At 39.8% G+C, this 16211-nt stretch carries 15 protein-coding genes and 1 pseudogene; 8 read left to right on the top strand and 8 right to left on the bottom strand.

Features of this window, described 5'->3' with window-relative positions:
- Nucleotides 1–3: 3 nt before the first annotated feature.
- Nucleotides 4–3267, top strand: coding sequence for a restriction endonuclease (locus JFC10_RS11170; RefSeq protein ID WP_198332866.1), 3264 nt, complete (start codon nt 4–6; stop codon nt 3265–3267).
- Nucleotides 3268–3349: 82 nt separating this feature from the next.
- Here JFC10_RS11170 and JFC10_RS11165 read toward each other — a convergent pair whose 3' ends face one another.
- On the bottom strand, nt 3350–4420 hold the full coding sequence (locus tag JFC10_RS11165) for a hypothetical protein (protein WP_198332865.1): 1071 nt from the start codon (nt 4418–4420) through the stop codon (nt 3350–3352).
- 100 nt (nt 4421–4520) lie between these two features.
- On the opposite strand from JFC10_RS11165, the gene JFC10_RS11160 reads away from it, so the two are divergent.
- The 5 genes from JFC10_RS11160 to JFC10_RS11140 all read left to right on the top strand — a co-directional run bounded on the left by JFC10_RS11160 (nt 4521) and on the right by JFC10_RS11140 (nt 8163).
- Nucleotides 4521–5417 (top strand): competence protein CoiA family protein, encoded by an 897-nt coding sequence (locus JFC10_RS11160; protein WP_198332864.1) that lies wholly within the window; start codon nt 4521–4523, stop codon nt 5415–5417.
- Nucleotides 5342–5989 carry a Holliday junction resolvase-like protein gene (locus JFC10_RS11155; protein ID WP_320157973.1) on the top strand — a complete coding sequence of 216 codons (648 nt, stop codon included), beginning with the start codon at nt 5342–5344 and terminating at the stop codon, nt 5987–5989. Before JFC10_RS11160 ends, JFC10_RS11155 begins: the two co-directional genes overlap by 76 nt.
- A 445-nt stretch (nt 5990–6434) precedes the next feature.
- The gene (locus JFC10_RS11150) at nt 6435–6872 is read left to right on the top strand and encodes a hypothetical protein (protein ID WP_198332862.1); all 438 of its coding nucleotides are present in this window, start codon (nt 6435–6437) and stop codon (nt 6870–6872) included.
- Between the two features lie 169 nt (nt 6873–7041).
- A complete protein-coding gene (locus JFC10_RS11145) occupies nt 7042–7464 on the top strand; it encodes a hypothetical protein (RefSeq protein WP_198332861.1) in 423 nt (140 codons plus the stop codon).
- A 99-nt stretch (nt 7465–7563) separates the two neighbouring features.
- Nucleotides 7564–8163, top strand: coding sequence for a hypothetical protein (locus JFC10_RS11140; protein ID WP_198332860.1), 600 nt, complete (start codon nt 7564–7566; stop codon nt 8161–8163).
- Nucleotides 8164–8237: 74 nt separating this feature from the next.
- On the opposite strand, the gene JFC10_RS11135 is transcribed toward JFC10_RS11140, so the two are convergent.
- The 7 genes from JFC10_RS11135 to JFC10_RS11105 all read right to left on the bottom strand — a co-directional run bounded on the left by JFC10_RS11135 (nt 8238) and on the right by JFC10_RS11105 (nt 13939).
- Nucleotides 8238–8489, bottom strand: a complete 252-nt coding sequence (locus JFC10_RS11135) for a helix-turn-helix transcriptional regulator (protein WP_227685826.1) — start codon at nt 8487–8489, stop codon at nt 8238–8240.
- 183 nt (nt 8490–8672) lie between these two features.
- Nucleotides 8673–9131 (bottom strand): hypothetical protein, encoded by a 459-nt coding sequence (locus JFC10_RS11130; protein ID WP_198332859.1) that lies wholly within the window; start codon nt 9129–9131, stop codon nt 8673–8675.
- Nucleotides 9132–9317: 186 nt separating this feature from the next.
- Nucleotides 9318–10229, bottom strand: coding sequence for a recombination directionality factor (locus JFC10_RS11125; RefSeq protein ID WP_101204331.1), 912 nt, complete (start codon nt 10227–10229; stop codon nt 9318–9320).
- Nucleotides 10230–10336: 107 nt separating this feature from the next.
- The gene (locus JFC10_RS11120) at nt 10337–11434 is read right to left on the bottom strand and encodes a YqaJ viral recombinase family nuclease (RefSeq protein WP_068326692.1); all 1098 of its coding nucleotides are present in this window, start codon (nt 11432–11434) and stop codon (nt 10337–10339) included.
- A gap of 109 nt (nt 11435–11543) precedes the next feature.
- Nucleotides 11544–12536, bottom strand: a complete 993-nt coding sequence (locus JFC10_RS11115) for a DUF932 domain-containing protein (protein WP_068034979.1) — start codon at nt 12534–12536, stop codon at nt 11544–11546.
- A gap of 49 nt (nt 12537–12585) precedes the next feature.
- Nucleotides 12586–12876 (bottom strand): hypothetical protein, encoded by a 291-nt coding sequence (locus JFC10_RS11110; protein ID WP_082787166.1) that lies wholly within the window; start codon nt 12874–12876, stop codon nt 12586–12588.
- 142 nt (nt 12877–13018) lie between these two features.
- Entirely contained in the window at nt 13019–13939 is a 921-nt protein-coding gene (locus JFC10_RS11105) for a YagK/YfjJ domain-containing protein (RefSeq protein WP_068034978.1), read from the bottom strand.
- Between the two features lie 694 nt (nt 13940–14633).
- Between JFC10_RS11105 and JFC10_RS11100 the strand changes: the two genes are divergently transcribed.
- Together JFC10_RS11100 and JFC10_RS11095 are read left to right on the top strand one after the other, a co-directional pair.
- Nucleotides 14634–15713, top strand: a complete 1080-nt coding sequence (locus tag JFC10_RS11100; RefSeq protein WP_068034977.1) for a hypothetical protein — start codon at nt 14634–14636, stop codon at nt 15711–15713.
- Between the two features lie 43 nt (nt 15714–15756).
- Nucleotides 15757–16211 (top strand): annotated as a pseudogene (locus JFC10_RS11095) (transposase); the annotation flags it as partial.

Below are 16211 nucleotides of genomic sequence, written 5' to 3'. Positions count from 1 at the left end.
GTCATGAAAATTGAATTTAAAGAGCTTCAATACCAGCTTGACTCGGTTAATGCGGTTGCAGATTGCTTTATCGGACAACCCAAAGAGATTGCGCAGCGATATACTATTGACCAAGGTAAGCAAAACCTATTACCTGAGCCAAAAGGCGAAAACTTATCCTTATTTACTGAGGATGAGCTGGCTAGCACTGTGCAATCCTCATTATTCGATGAGCTACATATTGGCTATGCCAATGCGCCTATTGACGACCCCTCAAAAGTATTAGAGAACATAAAACGTGTGCAGGCAAGCCAAGGCTTACCACAGTCATCTGAGCTAATCACGGATGACACCTCTACTAAAGGTGGTAAAGGACAGAACCTAACCACTAGTGCTATCAACCTAAACATTGAGATGGAAACGGGTACGGGCAAGACCTACTGCTATATCCGCTCTATGATGGAGCTGAATAAGCGTTATGGATGGTCAAAGTTTATTATCGTCGTACCTAGCATTGCTATCCGTGAAGGCGTGGCAAAAACTTTTGAGATGACGGCTAACCACTTTCAAGAGATTTATGGCAAAAAGCCCAGATCGTTTATTTATAACTCTGACCAATTACATGAGCTTGAAACCTTTAGCTCAGACGCTAGCGTTAATGCAATGATAATTAACGTTCAAGCTTTTAATACCATAAAGCAAGGCGCTAACAATAAAGCCGCCCGTAAGATTTATGCTGAAATGGATGACTTTGGCTCACGTCGCCCTATTGATGTGATACGTCGCAACCGCCCTATCCTTATTCTGGATGAACCTCAGAAAATGCAGTCTAAGAACACGTTAGAGAGCCTGAGTTATTTTAATCCTTTATTCATCATGCGTTATTCAGCGACACATAAGCGTGATTACAATCTGGTTTATCGCTTGGACGCGCTAGATGCCTACAATCAAAAGCTGGTTAAAAAGATTACCGTCAAAGGGGTTGAAGTCAAAGGATTGTCTGGCGCTCATAGCTACTTGTATCTACAAGATATAGAAGTGTCTTCATCCGACCCTACTGCCAGGCTTGATATAGAAGAAAAAACCAAGTCAGGCGTCAAGCGTCGTGTCCGTCGTGTTAAAAAAGGTAGTGATCTATACACACTATCCAACCAAGCCACACAGTACAAAGACCGTTACGTCGTCGCTGAAATAGACGCTCGCGATCAGTCTTTGACTTTTACTAATGGTATAAAAATTCATGTTGGTGAGGCACTGGGTCAAATTGATGAGCAGCTAATGCGCACCATTCAGATAAGAGAGACCATACGCGCTCACTTAGAAAAAGAACGGGTACTCTTTAATCAAGATATAAAGGTACTGAGCTTATTCTTTATCGACGAGGTAGCAAAATACCGTCAATACGATGAACAAGGCAATCGTATTGACGGACAGTATGCGCAAATATTCGCTGAGCAATATCGGCAGCTAGTCGATGAAATGGTAGGTCTAAATATAGAAAACGATGCTTATCTTAACTATCTAAATGAAATTGACGTCGATCGCACTCATAATGGCTACTTTTCAGTCGATAAAAAAAGCCAACAGATGATTGATCCTACAACTAAGAAGTTTGATGACGAAGAGCTGGGCGGTAAAGTCAGCTTGACCGATGATATCGATGCTTACGATCTTATTTTAAAAGATAAAGAATCATTGCTGTCATTCCCTGAGCCACATGACTCAGAAGAGACTCGTCATAAGAAAAATGTTCGCTTTATATTCTCACATTCTGCGCTAAGAGAAGGCTGGGATAACCCTAACGTATTTGTCATTTGTACCTTAAAACATTCAGAAAACACCATTTCTCGCCGTCAAGAAGTAGGTCGTGGTCTACGTTTGGCAGTACGCAAAGACGGTATGCGTATGGATGCCAACCATTTATCCAAAGGTGATATTCATCTTATAAACAATCTTACTGTAGTCACTAATGAAAGCTACACCGACTTTGTGACTAACTTGCAAAAAGAACTGGCAGCAGCCTTGTCTAGTCGCCCCACAAAGGCAACCAAAGACTATTTTTATAATAAAGTACTAACGCTAGATAATGGTAGCAAGCATGAGGTAAGCGAGCGTGACGCTGATATGATTGTCCATTATCTTATTAAAAATGATTACATAGATTTTGATAAACATATCACTGACAACTATCATGAAGCCGTCAATAATGACAGCTTAGCACCGCTACCAGAGGCACTTGTACCTTTAACAAATCAAATAGTAAAACTAATCGGCGGTATCTTTAATCCCAAAGACCTTGAAGGTATGACCGAGAATGATAACAAGACAACACTCAATCCTATCAATGAGAATAATTTTAAGAGAAAAGAATTCTTAGAGTTATGGAATCGGATTAATCACAAGGCAGTATTTGAGATTAAAATCGATAGTGAAAAACTTATAGCGCAGAGCATTCAATCCGTTGAAGCAGCAGCAAAGCAAAGGAATAACAACTTTGTAGAATCACTTAGCTATAAGCTCGCTCAATCCACTCAGCGCGATACTATCACTCATGAAGAACTGACCGCTAGGCAGTCGTTTAGCAACCCTACTACCTCGACTGAATCAACGAATGTCTCTGTACGTTCACAAGTCAAGTATGACTTGATAGGTTCACTGAGTGAACAGACGGATCTTACCCGTCGTAGTACCGTGGCTATTCTGAAAGGCATTAATAACGCAATTTTTGCGCAGTTCAAAAACAACCCTGAAGCCTTTATCCGTGAAGTCGCTCGCCTTATCAACGAAGCACGTATCAGAATGGTCATCCAAGGGCTTACCTACTATACGACCGAACAGACCTACCCGCTTAATGAGATTTTTGTGTCCAATCAAAAAATCCCTAGTGACTCGCTGAAAGTGAGCCGACATGTCTTTGACTATGTAGCGACGGACTCAAGCATTGAGAGACGGTTTGCTCAGGAGCTAGAAGGTGCCATTGACGATGTGGCAGTATATGCCAAGCTGCCTGATAGATTCAAAATACCGACCCCTGTAGGTGACTACAATCCTGACTGGGCCATTGCTTTCAACGAAGGCAAAGTGCGTCATATTTATTTTGTGGCTGAAACAAAAGGCTCAATGATAGACGCTGACTTACGTGAAAAAGAAAAGTATCGGATAGAAAGTGCTAAACGTTTCTTTGATGCATTAAACTTAAAAGCCAGTGAGGACAACAGCCTTACAGATCAAGCTGTAAAATACGGTGTGATTGATAGCTTTGATGAATTGTTAAAGCTCGTTGGGTAAAGTACCCATGACGTAATAAAAACTAAGCCACCTTTCAAGATGTTAAGGTGGCCTTTTTTGAGGCAAAATATATGTAAAGAATTTAGTTTGTAAATATTGAATAATTCGGCACACCTAAAAAGTACCCTCTCATCGTCATCCGATCAAAGCTATAGACATGTGCATGAGGGGCTTCCTTACAGCGCCCTACTAGGGGCGGCTTTTGATCAGGTCTGCCATTAGCCAGCTCTATTACTCCAGAGCAAATTGGACAGACCGCAGTGAACTCTGTAACCCTTACTATGTTGAGCTTATCTTTATTTCGGTACATTTCAATATCAGCATTATCATCATTAATATTAGCAAAGAACATAGGTGCTTTAATCACGCGATGTTGAGGCAACGACTGTAACGGCATAAGAAAATATCGCCAGTTAAGATAAGCCACAGGAATAAATACTATAAAAACCATAGCTTGCCAAAGCTTAAAGCTGGGTAAATCACTTAATAATAAAAGGACTAATATTGAGTATATGACAATAAAAACATCTAACAATGCATTAAACATCAGTAATAACATAAGTAATATTCCGCTCACACTCAGCATCTTCAGCTCACCTTTTTTGAAGAAAAGCCGAACAAGTAAAGATAGCTTAATATTAGAAGTAGCTTTACGCTCGTAAGTAACAATACTTACATCTTCAGTATCATCAACCTCCTCATCAGACTCTACAGCAGCAGACTCATCTATCCGTTCCTGCACCACATCCTCATTTTCGACAACCTCAATATCCATCCATATCAATGTTTTATTCTTTGACCCACCCCCTGATGCTGAAGTGACAATGATCGGCTTATATCCTAGGTTTATAAATGCTCTTTTACAATCCGGTTGATCCTCAATAAATGCTGCCAGCGTGAGTTCAAGCTTGGATATTTTGACTGCATTTTTAGCAAGTTGACTGTCCACTCTTTTTTCATCAACATTTTTTGCTTTAGCATATATCTGTTGCCTTGACAGTTTCTCAGGCTCAAACCCCTCATCTGAATATTCAATTTTTCTCAGCTGCTCATTGACGATAATCTGTAAATACTTATCCCAAAGGGTATCACGAGGATAGTTTAACAGCTGATCATGCAACTCACCAAAGACTATTAAGTGCTTGTTTTTCATAGAAGTGTACCGGTTAAAGCCCTAATAGCTAGCTGTTTTAAAATTCAATTCCACCTCATAGTCACCTCACTCCTAACTAACTAACAAGAGGATGGTAACTATGTCAATGTCAATCGCTGTTAATGAGAAAAAGCAAATCGTCAATGTTAAGCAAGTCGAGCGAGGGCTGGCTTGTATGTGTTTTTGCTTTGAATGTGGTGAGCCTGTTGTGGCTCGTAAAGGTGAGAAGAATGAGCATCATTTTGCGCATCTTAATAATAAGGAAAGCTGCACTATTCATCCTGAAAGTATCCTACACAAGTTTGCTAAACAAGTCATTATGGAAGAGAGATATTTAACACTGCCATCACTGCCTGACGACGAAAATAGCGAGGATAAAACTTGGGAATTTGATCAGTTAATCGAGGAACAAGCTGTTGGCTGTATTCGGCCTGATATAGTCGCAACGGTTGACGGGGAAATGATGTTTATTGAAGTTGCTGTGGCTTCTTTCATCGATACCGATAAAGCGGATTTTATTAAGCAATTAGGTATTAAGACCGTTGAGATCGATTTGAGAGAAATCATTACGCAAGGTATTGAGTTGCCAAGTGAGGAAGCAAAGGATCATATTTTAGACTGCGTCACTAATAAGCAGTGGATATTCCCATCACCTAACTTATTATCAATACCAGTAGCCCCTACACCATTACCTGAGCCTCTTTATAATTGCCAGAGCAGTACTGATGAGAATAGCAACGGAAGCTTTGATAAAGGCTATACGATCTATCGCTTTACCATCAACCATGCTTGGGTAGATGTCAGAGTTTTCAATTCAGGCATGGTATCTATTAAGTGTGTGACCTACAACCATGATGTCATTGAGAAACTAAAGCAATGGCGTAACGAAGGCGGTGGTCAGTACAATCAAAAATATAAGTCATGGAATTACTTCAAGCCGTTTTCAGACACTGTCTTTCAGCGACTGCAAGAAATGGACATGACCCCTACTGCTTAAATATGTTTCTATTTGAAAATACGGAGAATAAAGCTATGACAGTCACTACTACTTTACTAATTATAATACTGCTGATGTTAGCCATGCTTATATGGGCTATACAGCGGATACAATTACAAAATAAGGCCTTGCTACAGAGTGAACGAGATGTTGCGCAAATTAGGAACGATATGCTTGAAAGAGAATCAGGCTTTCAACAGCAATTAGCGAAAGACATTAAGGAGGCTCAAAAGCGTTCCAACAATATGCAGCGCAATGTACTAAAAGGTCAAATTGGTGAGCAGTTCACACCCTTTATCACTGATTTTCCTTACAACCCTTCGGACTGCCGATTTATGGGTGAACCGATTGACTACGTCATTTTCCAAAACTTGCACGAATGCGCTGATGGCAACGTGCCTATCGAGGACGTGCATCTCATTATTGCAGAAGTTAAAACAGGAAATGCGAGGCTAAACCAACGACAGAAAATCATCAAGCAAGCTATCCAAAATGGTCAGGTGAGCTTTAAAGAGCTTAGGATAAAATACTGTGAAGATACGGAAGATATGCGTGTTCAGGTAAGCGTATAAATCAGTAAAACTATACGTTTTGACTCTTATATAATTTGCTAGAATTTTTAATGCAGTTGGTAATAGATAAGACTAATTACTAGAAAAGTCTTTTTACTCAATCTCTAGAGACAGGATTAAATTATTGATTTATATGGTTTTTTTATTTGAAAATAGTCTGTAAATAGTCTTTTTATTGAAAAGACTATTTTTATGGTTCTATTAGACCTAAATATTATACTGCTGAAAATCAATCTGATGACTTGCATATTCCTAGTTTCAAAGTATAGCTTTATCTGTTTGCTATTACACTATTTTGTAGCCCAACGTTATCCTATAATCTTAGATATTTAAGAGAGCTTTTATCGTTGTATATTTATTTCCCTCTGACGTTTTCTTATAGAGTAAAATTTTGTTCTTTAATATATAATGCTCTTTTGATAAAAATCAGTTTGTAGGACAAACAATGAAGTTACTCTCGTATGTTGCATGTTTAGCTGTATGTTCAATAGTAACTCAAGCACAAGCTGGACCAACTATTAAAGATTTTATGAAATTAGATAAAGGTGAAGCTTATTTTAATTGCGCTTACAAAGGTAAGACAGCCAGTAAAAAGTGTTTAGTTAAACACTCCTACGTTAAATCTAATATTCACCCTGTACTTAAACAAATCTATGGATCTAATGAAAATTTACCGCTTATGACCATTAAGTGGCCAGATAATGATACGAGCCGTTATGTCAGTATGGATAGCTTCGAGCTGGGAAACTTAGAAACTAAAGAACTTGGAGGATTTAGTCTCAGAACAACAGAGCAATGCCAAGAAGGCTGGTGTCTTGATCTATCTCGTGGGCTGATTATTGACAACGCATCTACTGGTAAAGAACATGTCCGTTTATGGTGAGACTGAATTTATGTCTCTAAGAATGTAGATTGATGAGCAGTATTTTTTAATACTCGACAATTGAAAACCTAAATACAATTATAATCAATAACGGCTAACAAGCTTATAGCCTACTTGTTAGCTATACGGATGAATAGATTATTTTTTAAAAACAAAAAAGGAAACTATTATGAGAAACAGTCTTTTAAAAATCGCTATTGGAATCAGTTGCGCTGCTATGTTCTCAGTTAGCCATGCGGACGTAGCCACCATAAATAAATACTATAAAAATTCTAAGCTTGCTCCGAAAGTACAACGTTGTAAGGGAAACCAAGATTGTAATGCTTTTTATGCTTTATCTAAGCAATGGCAATCTACTCCAAACTGTCTTAAAACGTCTTATGGTGCAGACTGTGAAACTAAGAAACAAGCAAAAGACGGTGATGGCTATGGTTTATGGAAAGGTGGTTATTTTACAGACACCTATCATTTAGCAGAAGCGGGTGAAGCAGTTTTTTATAGAGGTGGTGCGGCAAGTAAGGCTGATGAACGCATTTTTGCTCAAGGCTTATCAGTGCTCTATTACTTAGAGTCGAAAAATGGTAATAGATAATGTATTAAGTAATCTTATTTATAACGTTAGTTATATTTAACTATTGAAACTGACTTCAATTCTGATATTTAAAAGACACATCGGAAAAGGATTATAATAATGAAAAGTGTTTTGTTGGGATGTACTATTGCTCTTGCTTTTTTAGTTGGCTGTGAGTCTAACGCAGGTAATAATTCAAGTGACAAAATACTATCCGAGGAAGCAGTAGACTCGGTATCCTCTCAGGAAGTAACAGAAACAGTAAGCAAACTTCAGTATAATTCAGATGGCATCATTATTTGCGAAGAAAACACTGACGGAGTTTGCACTGATGATGTACTCCAAGATCTACGTGCTACACAATTACGTGAACAACACGATGCTGGTACTGAATCCCTATCAGAAGTAAGTGAGATTACTACTGATAGATCGGGTGATGAGGCTTCCCGTAATAATGCTACAAGAGTTGACTACAAAGAAATAACAGGGCCCCTAACACCTGCTCAAGCGGCACACATCGATTATCTAGTTGACAATGATCTTGAAACCTCACAAGAAATGATAGACTTACTCAATGATTTTACACTCGATGGTAGTGAAGAGGGTTCTTTACGTAAATTCATTAAAGAACGTTCACGTTTTAAAGATGGTTATAATGCATCGGAAGACTGTCGTAACCCAGACTTAACAGAAACGGAATATGCTAACGCTTGTACTTAATGACTGGTAGATGGACAACAACCCTAAACAAAAAAATAAGCCACTGTTAGTGGCTTATTTTTTACCACTGCCTATCAGCAAAACCTATCAGCTATTTTTGTATTAATCCATTCTGCGATCTCACTCGCTACCCACACTACCCTTACCTGTGTTAGTTGTACCTTCTTAGGAAATGTTGGGTCATAACGATCAGAATTTTCATTAACCATCTCATAAATCGTAGAACGACTAAGACCGGTATAGCTACCAACATCTTTGATACTCAGTAGTTGTGGTATGTGATTACATTGCTCGATTGCTGGCTGTGCTGCGTTTGAATTTTCCATGATTATCTCCTAATTATTGTATGGGAACATCTGTTCTCATACAGTCAGGGAGTCCTGTATTTTTTTATGAGACTTATATCGTCCGATAGACCTTGTGCATAGATTAATAAAAAGGAGCTGAATCATCAGCTCCTTTTTCTGTGTTAAAAATACTTTTAATAATAAGTTACATACACGACTATCTTAACTATTTAGAGCTTTACTAAGCCTTTTGTTTGTGTAGCCTTTAGCCCGTTTATAAATATACTCTTCAATGAGATATAAAATAACTCGATCTTTGAAAAAACGCATGCTGATAAGACTGTGTTCATCTATATCTGATGGCGTACTCTTAGCTGAATCAGCTAGGATCGTACGCAGGCTTTCAATTTGAAGGTAGAGGGCATTAAATTCATAGTCTTCTAGAGCATCGACCAGTGAACCAACATATTCTACAACCATGGACTCGTAAACCTTGCCGCAAAATTCTTCTGTTTGGAACTTATAGCAAATATCATCCCATACATTTTTAAGATGTTTTGTGGTTACCGTATCTTCACCAAAGCTCTGTAAATAACGTTCAGTCTGATTGGCAATTCTTTTAGATATTTTCTTAGACAGTTGTACTGAATTACTTAATGCCATTGTCTTTTCTAAATCCATTTTAGCTATCCTTACGTTAAACAGTAATAATCTGTTTTTAATATGCCGTTATGAAGAACTAGCACATTGTAAGACTTAACCTAGGTATTAAGCCACTAAAAATAAACCGATAAGAAATAAAACAAGCGACCTAAAATCGCTTGTTTCAACCTAACTAATTTACGCCGCATATCTTCCTCAATTTCTTTAGCTTACAGCTGTCACGCTTTGCAGCAGCCCTTGCTCAATGCTAGTCACGTTATGAGTGGCTAACCCGTTCTGATAACTCCCCTGTTGGCTATTGCTTACGTCATCTGTCTCCATGGGATAAAATTCTTCAGCCACATCAAGTAAGCCATCGTTATCAATTTCAAAGGATGAATTGACGTAACCCTGTTTTGCAGCCTCTTCTAGCGCTGCTTGATCAAAGCCGTGTTCGCTAAGCTCCGCATCAATTGCCTGCGCATCTTGCACTGCTTGCTTTAGTGTCACCCCATCACGTAGTGTCAAATCCACAAAGTAAATCGGCGTACGATAGCTTTGCGTGGTGCTTTTGCCTCTTAGGGTTAATTGCAGTGGTAAGCAGGACAGCTTATTGCCTGATACCGCAGCAAAGTAGCTCAGCCGTGCGGCAAGCGTGCGAATACTGTTAAAGCCTGTGGTGCGAAAGATAAACGTGCCTAACTCGTCGTCTTCACTCAGATTTGCGTAAAGTCTGCCATACGGCTTACAAGCACCGCCTTGCGCTAATGGGCAACGATCAGGTGACGGGCAAAGCAACGTTTCCACGCCATTGTTTGTACGGCGTTGACACTGCTCACCGTCACCCACGCATAGTGGCCGTCCGGTTTGTCTATCGAACAAGGTGTACTCAGCTCGCAGGTTTAGCTCAGGATCGTTAAACAACATGCGTACCGGTATGTGTCTCAGCTTACCGTCATTATTTGCGCGTAGCTTTTCATCGAGTGGATGGTTAATCCAGCCATCCTTATTTTGAACTTGGCTGGTGATAGTGAATTGATCGTCTTTAGCAGGCAAACGCTTGCCATCTTTTTGAATGACACGTCCAATACTGATACGACCTAAAACTGGTGGGGTTATGGTTAGACCTTTAATCATGGTGATATTCCTTATGGGTTTAATAAAATGTGTTTAGCCATAAAAAAGCCCACCGATTAGGGTGGGCAGTTATGCGCTTGTTTTGGTTAAGTGTAGTAGGTTTCGGCTTAGTCGTTTAAGATGACGAAGCGACGACTACCTTGCTTGGTTTTACTAAATTTAGCTAACAGCTCAGGATGCGCTTTGATAACGGCTTTGCTATCCAGACCGATACTATCTTTCGAGCGCTTCCAAGAAATTGCGCCTTTTTCAAACACAGCGACTTCATTATCGGCAATCAGTGTTTGCAGCTGGTGCTTAACCTGATCATGGCGCTGCTCTAACTCTTGCATGTAATCACGATAACTCAGCAGTTGCTCAAATAACTTATTGGCACCATCGTCATCTCGTAGATCAACCTTGCTTGAGGGTTTGGGCGTTGGATAAAGCTGCTTTAATGCTCGAGCTGCGGATTCTGAATGATCAGGCGTTGGTGGGGTGTCGGTCTGCACGTATTGCCAGAACAGACGCTCATGCTCCATGATGGACTCAATCAAGCGCTCATCCCGCTCAACCTTGTATATCTTAGCCTCGTGTCCACAAAGCAGCACGCAGATATGCGCCGCAGTTTTACCAGTGACCGCCAGCTGATGCTGCACTTGGCAGGTGACGTATAACGGCACGCCATGCTTCCAGAGCTTGGCACCATGTTCACCAGCGGTTTTGCACTCTAAAATCTGTACCTCACCACTACCAGTAATGGCATAGTCTAAATTTGCTAGCATGAATGGCTGCTCAGGATGCTGTAAGATAGCATTCACGCGGCGTACCTTATTGCCGGTATGTTCTTGATAGTATTTAGCGACCATCGGCTCTAAGGTATTGCCCCAATAGAGGGGTGAATAACCCTCAATGCTCTCATCGATGTCGGAGCTCATGCGTCCTGTCTTAATCATCCATAATTCCAGCATAGAGAGATACGGATGAATACCACAAGCAGCTGCTGCGTCAGAGCTGCCAATGCCTTGCTTGCGTACTTGTAGCCAGTCCTCACGGCTTAAATCTTTAGTATTAATTAAACGCTTGGCAGTCTTTGAAGTATTAGATTGGGCAGGTTTATCAGCAGTATCATTTTGCTTGGTTTTCACTACTGATGGTTTAAGCCTAACGGTTGCACGTTTGGTTTGTCTCGGCTGAGTAGTGCTGTTTAATGCGATCATGTTCATGACAAACTCCTTCGATAAATTGATTATTGGTATTAAATGAAATAAGCGGCATAAAAAACCACGCTCGAAGGCGTGGTTGATTGTATTTTCAGGTTTTAAATGTGGCTGGTTAAGCCAGCATCAGTAGCGATTCTTCTAAACCCTTTTGTTTAAGCTTAGCGCCAGAGCCAAACCAAGCGCCATCTAATCGATGGTCTCTCGACATCGCCCTGCGTTCATGATCGACGTATTCAGTGATACTACATAGCAAGCCGTAAGCGGTATCTTTGGCAGCATCAAGATCGGCTCCGCGACCTTGACCGTTAAACATGTTCATCACCTGATTCATCGCCTTGGCATTGGGCACCGCGTCTTTCTCTTTTTTAGCACTGTTAAACAGAATGATGTCATTGTCCTGATCATTAAATACACGGCTAAGATAGTTGGCTGCTTCTGCTTGGGTCACACGGCGCTCTGATAACTGCTTCATCTCATAGCTATGCTCATCCCATTGTTTCACCGACACGCCCAATTGCTGCTTAACCTTATCGGCATCAAAGGAGGTGGAGTGCGGTACTTTTACTACGCCTCCTGAACCATTCGCTAAGCTAATTGCTAGCGTGTTATTGCAGACCACACGGATCGATGTGAACTGAGCAGTAGTCGCTAACGTGCCGTCACAAGCGGTTGCAAGCAGTAAGTAGCCATTACTGACATCTTTACCCTTGAGCGTTGCTGACTGGCCTGTACGAGCCAATGCCCATAGCTTACGACCGCCCTTTAAGATGCCTGCCGTTTCAAGCTCAAAGTCAGACTGTTCCGTAAGATCACGATAGAACTCTAGAATCTCACGCGGCTGTACTTCCTGATAGCGTTGACTGACCACCGATAACGGCTCGAAGTTATCAGAGCGGTACAACACCTTTTGCTCAGCAAAGGGCAGGATCAGATTGTGACCTTTGTCATTGTTTGCCATGTAGCTAACGTCTGAGGATTCTATACGCCAATCCATACCCGCTTGCTTTGCCCAGATCTCGATAGGCTGCTTGGGAGCCAGCTCATTACCTAAGCCATGCCAAGGGGTTTCGCCAACGTATGCCATTGTGTCTATTAAATGTGCCATGATCATTGTCCTTTTAGATTTGATTAGAATTATGGGTTATGTAGATAGGTTAAATGCTGAAAGTTCTTGAGCAGGTATTGCAGGTATAACTGGGCTTTGCTGCTAAAACGAGTAAGGGTGGCTGTTGTAGCTTGTCTTTAGCCAAGCTAATCGCAGAAGCCAGTGCAGTACCTACCACTACACCGATTGCTGAATTGATTTTGTAGTACCTACAGATGCTTACACCAAGACCTGATAGGGCAGATTGTGAACACAGTTGCTCGAAGAGATTAAAGGGACTGTCAGTATCGGCAGTGCTTCTGACGTTCGCTGAATGACAGTGTGGGCAGATGGGTCTCATGAATAGCTCCTTTTTCGATTGCGCATAAAAAAGGCCTGCGATTAAGCAGACCTTTAATTAGGATAGTTTGGGGTTAAACAGTCAGGAGAGCGATGCTTCCTGACTGATCTCATAGGAATACTATATATCTAAAAATATTTTGTTATTCAGGCAAGCCTCTACGTTTTTTTGTACGATAAATACCATGACCAAAGGTACGCATGTTTGGTAACCAAAGTTTAAGTTGCTGCTCATTCTTGCTTGGCTTCGTTAGGTATAGAGCTGAAGCTAGAGCATTTTCAACTTCAATAGGATTATTTTGATGTATCATGCCGATACCTAGTTTGTCATGTTGCTTATACTGCTGCTTACGTTCTTTATCATGGTAGCTATAATATTCGCCTAGACCAGCGGTTACCTCCTTCCATTTCTCACCCACCTCTTTAGCAATATACCAATCATTCTGTCGCTCTGAACCATCATACATAAGCAGTAAATGACAGTGCAGCCCACCTTCTTCCCCACCTTGCTCAATAGCCCAAGCATTGCCTTGCAAATGCTCAAAGCAACTCTTTGGCTTGCAGTTTTTTGCTTTACCGATAAGCTCTCGAAACTTGCTCATGTGATAATTGAAGTCTTCAATGGTCACATGGTGGCTGGTTTCTTTTGCGTATTTTAGGTCGATACGTATAAAGAGCAGTCTTGAATAATGCCTGATTAGATTATTAATATAGCACCCTAGTTTATTTTTATTTTGAGATTCTTGGTAAATGAACGCATTACGTTCATTTTCAATATCATTTTTATAGCATGGCAGCATGTCGATAAAACGCTGAGTTTTATCATGATCCCAAATCACGTTTTCTGGATAAGTATCACCAACGATCGCTTGAGTGCTACTAAAAAATGATAAGACTGGCCGTGAATAAAATAGCTCACTATCGAAGTGAGTCATGAACGGATAATAAAATCCGTTCAGTTTATTTAAGACCTCATTAAAACAGATAGTGTTCGCTAGTATATCTGTAACAAGACTATGGACGTTTGCAGCAGCTAGCGGTTGGTTTAGGTGTGAGTAAGACATTATGGTATTCCTATGAAGTTAGTTTCATAGGGTGGGATCAGTCCGTATTTTTATAATGATGGTCGCTGAGAGTTATGCCCTCAGCAGTAGAACAAGTAGCTGCTGTGTTTAGATAATAATATAAATAACCCACTAAGGACGAGCTGCCGTAGTGCAGCTTTGTGTAGGCGAGCTCTAGAAATTATGGTGATAGGTAGCAGTGGATTATAGGACTTTAAAGACAAATGGTTAAAGTGGAGTTAGCTGAACGGCACTACCAATTAGTCTGAACAATTTTTCGCTATAATATTTTAGAAACAGGTGGATATCACAAATTTTTAAAGCTATCTACTCTGACTTAGAACTAGGTTTGATAAGCATATTTTCGCTATTAAACTACCACTTCCGATTAAAGCTGCTCATCATTATCTCTAGCAAATCCTAACTCAATAGTTGCTTGGCTTCGTCTACGCCAGTTTAGTATAGACTCGCGACATCCATCGCTTTAGCTAATCAGCCCATCGTTTAATACGTAATAAAAATATAGACTCTTACTGTAAGCTGGTATATATTAACTATAGGTAAATTATATCGCCTAATAACAAGGCCTGCATGTATTTATTGCTAGAAATAAACTATAAAAAAAACAATGTAAAACCTTATAAAAACTAGTTTTTGTATTGTGTTTTTCTATAATCTTTTATGAGGAAATGACATGGTGGATGGACAATTAACTAGGCTTCCTGACAACCAGCACTATCCATTTGATCAAGGATCAATGGAGTATCATAATTCTCAATACTTGAGAACTATGTCAGACTTGTACATAAAAAGTATAAGATCTGGGACTAAGCGTATTGAAGATTACTTCAAAGAATTAGATAAAATGAGTGTTACGGATGCAAAATCCCTACTATATACGTATAATATTTTACTTAATAAAAGTTGGGAAAATATAAATTATGACAATGATGATTATAAAAACTTATTGATCAAAGAGCTTAAAACCTGGAGTTCACCCATTGATAAATTTAATGAGTTATTGGATGTTAGAGCAACGAAGGTTTTACCAAAAAGTTATCTTGACTGGTTTAAAAATGATCTACGATGCTCACTTTTTATCACCAATCTTATCTATAATGTTTTTAAAAACTCAGCTTTTAAAGGTAAGGATGAGCTAATAACAGCAATTACAAGTTTTTTGCCATATAACATTATTTATTTTAATAGCCATGTAAATAACGAATTTGGTTATTTCAATAGAGTACAGATAATAGATGATTGGAAAGTTTCGAATTTACTCTCGATAAAATCCACGTATTTGAAAGGCCGTACACCTGATAAAGAATTAAAATGGCTTGATGTTGCTAACCATAATCAAATTGAATGGGTATATAGCTATATAGATAATGACAAGGATCAGCCTATAATCCTCAAGGATGTATTTTTCCCAGAGACTTTTGAAGAGAAATATGAGCTGGTACTAGCCCATTTAGACACACTATCAAACATTGAAAGCCCTAACATAGGAACTGAAAAGAATAAAGGTTACTCTGAGCGTAGCTATATGTTATACAAAATGAGAAAAGCTTGGGATGGTCGAAAAAATTATAGCTCTAAAAACGAAGAAGGCGATGGCATTATAAAAATATATAAGAAAAATCAGACTAAGTTAGAAAAACTTATAGCCTTTAGTGGCTTTACCGCTCAGAAAATGATAAACAATTCTATCGAACAGATGTATGATCAGCTTATTAAAGATGATACTGAAGCAGTAGATAAGAGCCTTTCCTAAAAAGTGTGTAACTGCTTATAATCCACTAACAGGAGAATAAGCAATGACTAACCAATCTGACATCAAGAAACTGGCTGAGCAAATGGCCAGCAGCATGAAAAGCTTCGATGACATCAAAGACTTTCAAAAGCAGCTCATGCAGTCCTTCATCGACACTGCCCTAGAAGCAGAAATGGAAGAGCATCTCGGCTACCCCAAGCATGAAAAGGCAGACAGGCCTAATAAGCGCAATGGGCACACTAAAAAGAGAGTCCGTAGCGACACAGGCGAGCTTGAGATCTCCACCCCCAGAGACCGCGACAGTAGCTTTGAGCCTGTACTTGTCAGTAAGCATCAAACCCGTATTTCAGGTCTTGATGACAAAATCATATTTCACTACAGGCATAGCCTTACGTCTTGCGCTTCGGGCAAGTGTCTCCCAGACACTTGCTGATCCTCGCTCATACGCCAAAGGTCAAACCACTACTGAGATTGTCGAAACCATCAAGGACATCTACG

Origin of the sequence: Psychrobacter aquimaris (genome assembly GCF_016107525.1) — a bacterium.
Taxonomy (GTDB): domain Bacteria; phylum Pseudomonadota; class Gammaproteobacteria; order Pseudomonadales; family Moraxellaceae; genus Psychrobacter; species Psychrobacter aquimaris.
The sequence above is the reverse complement of the archived record's forward strand: the minus strand, read 5'-3'. Positions and strand labels throughout refer to the sequence as shown.

Coding starts and splice junctions, on each gene's coding strand:
- JFC10_RS11145 (WP_198332861.1), top strand. CDS start 7,042: ATGAGAAACAGTCTTTTAAAAATCGCTATTGGAATCAGTTGCGCTGCT.
- JFC10_RS11130 (WP_198332859.1), bottom strand. CDS start 9,131: ATGGATTTAGAAAAGACAATGGCATTAAGTAATTCAGTACAACTGTCT.
- JFC10_RS11100 (WP_068034977.1), top strand. CDS start 14,634: ATGGTGGATGGACAATTAACTAGGCTTCCTGACAACCAGCACTATCCA.
- JFC10_RS11140 (WP_198332860.1), top strand. CDS start 7,564: ATGAAAAGTGTTTTGTTGGGATGTACTATTGCTCTTGCTTTTTTAGTT.
- JFC10_RS11135 (WP_227685826.1), bottom strand. CDS start 8,489: ATGGAAAATTCAAACGCAGCACAGCCAGCAATCGAGCAATGTAATCAC.
- JFC10_RS11125 (WP_101204331.1), bottom strand. CDS start 10,229: ATGATTAAAGGTCTAACCATAACCCCACCAGTTTTAGGTCGTATCAGT.
- JFC10_RS11110 (WP_082787166.1), bottom strand. CDS start 12,876: ATGAGACCCATCTGCCCACACTGTCATTCAGCGAACGTCAGAAGCACT.
- JFC10_RS11150 (WP_198332862.1), top strand. CDS start 6,435: ATGAAGTTACTCTCGTATGTTGCATGTTTAGCTGTATGTTCAATAGTA.
- JFC10_RS11120 (WP_068326692.1), bottom strand. CDS start 11,434: ATGAACATGATCGCATTAAACAGCACTACTCAGCCGAGACAAACCAAA.
- JFC10_RS11115 (WP_068034979.1), bottom strand. CDS start 12,536: ATGGCACATTTAATAGACACAATGGCATACGTTGGCGAAACCCCTTGG.
- JFC10_RS11105 (WP_068034978.1), bottom strand. CDS start 13,939: ATGTCTTACTCACACCTAAACCAACCGCTAGCTGCTGCAAACGTCCAT.
- JFC10_RS11170 (WP_198332866.1), top strand. CDS start 4: ATGAAAATTGAATTTAAAGAGCTTCAATACCAGCTTGACTCGGTTAAT.
- JFC10_RS11165 (WP_198332865.1), bottom strand. CDS start 4,420: ATGAAAAACAAGCACTTAATAGTCTTTGGTGAGTTGCATGATCAGCTG.
- JFC10_RS11155 (WP_320157973.1), top strand. CDS start 5,342: ATGGAATTACTTCAAGCCGTTTTCAGACACTGTCTTTCAGCGACTGCA.
- JFC10_RS11160 (WP_198332864.1), top strand. CDS start 4,521: ATGTCAATGTCAATCGCTGTTAATGAGAAAAAGCAAATCGTCAATGTT.